Annotated in this window: 1 protein-coding gene; it reads right to left on the bottom strand. The window is 68.2% G+C overall.

Translation table 11 applies throughout. The features are described from left to right. Positions 1-140: 140 nt before the first annotated feature. Entirely contained in the window at positions 141-1,001 is an 861-nt protein-coding gene (locus HUK84_RS17925) for an ABC transporter permease (protein WP_176641457.1), read from the bottom strand. Between the last annotated feature and the right edge of the window lie 468 nt (positions 1,002-1,469).

Here is a 1,469-nt window from a genome sequence, read left to right on the forward strand (position 1 = left end):
AGCCGCGCAGCGCCGCCAGCGGCCGCTTCGCCCCGGCGAAGAGGGTCTTCTTGAGCGAGCGCGCGCCGCCGTGGAAGACCGGAAAGGACAAAGACAGGTTTTCCGCCCGGATGGCGGGGACGATCGTGCCGGCCATCGCCCTAGACCCAGAATGCCAGTTGCGTGCGGCTGCGCGAGAACACGAACAGCCCGCCCAGCCACAGCAGCACGCTGCAGGACACGGCCTCGGCCCAGATCGGGGCGGCCGGCACCTGGCCCAGCAGGGGACCGCGCACGACCTCCAGCAGCGGATAGAACGGGTTCAGCGGCAGCCACCAGCCATGGCCGCGCAATTGCGACGCCGACCACATGACCGGCGTGACGTAGAAGGCGAGCTGCAGCCCGCTGGTCACGATGGGCGGCACGTCGCGGAAGCGCGCGCAGAAACAGCCCAGCAGCAGCCCCGCCGCCAGCCCGTTGACCAGCCAAAGCGCGATGCCCGGCAGCGCCAGCAGCATGGTCGCGCCGTGCCAGACGCCGAAGATCACGAACACCCCCAGCGGCACCACGATATTGTGGCCGAACACCACCGCGTTGCGCACCATCACGCGCATCGGCTGCAGGAAATAGGGCAGGCGCACCGCCCGGATCATCCGCTCGGCATCGATGAAGCAGGTGCAGGCCTCGGTCAGGATCGTGCCGATCCCGACCTGCCACAAGGTCATCGACAGGGCCAGGTACGGCAGGTAGCGGGCCAGGTCCATATGAAACAGCCGGCCGTAGATCAGGCCCATCGCGCCGATCATGATCGCGGTGGACAGGGTCAGCCAGAACGGCCCCAGGGCCGAGCCGCGATAGCGCAGCCTGATGTCCAGCCAGCCCAGCGAGACGGCCAGCCGCCACATCGCCAGTCCGCCGGCGATGTCGCGCAGGGCCGAAACGAGACGCCTGACCGGCCTGGGCGGCCCCAGGACGGGGTCCGCGCATTCCGACCTGTCCGGAATATCTGGCATCGCACTCATGCCGTGGCGTTAGCCGATTGCCCCGCCCGCCGCAACCGGACAGCGGCCGGCCCGCCGCGGGATGCGGACGTCCCCGACGCACGGCGAAAAACATCTCGTCCGGAGGCGTGACATTGTTGCACAAAACATCGTATTTCTGTAAAGCCTTAGACGACGTTCTTTTTCATCAGCCTGAACTTCCGCGCCTGACCAGGCCGTACCGGGGCAGAAATCCGATGCCGAATGCCGTCTCGGGTCGTTCCTGGGCCCCGCGTCCCGGATCCGGCCATAAATTGGTCCCAAATCCCTGCCTTACATCTGCGCTCCGAACCTTCGCCTCCGTCATGGCCGGTGCCTGCCGATCCCCTGCCTGCGTTCCGCCATGCCTGTTCCGGATGAGCCCCTGATGACTCGATCGCCGCATACCGCCCCCCACCCGTCCCGGCGCAAGCAGGCCGAGCGCGGCGCGCGCGCGGCGGGGGCGGTCGG

It is taken from the genome of Nguyenibacter vanlangensis (assembly GCF_013376155.1).
Taxonomy (GTDB): Bacteria; Pseudomonadota; Alphaproteobacteria; order Acetobacterales; family Acetobacteraceae; genus Gluconacetobacter; species Gluconacetobacter vanlangensis.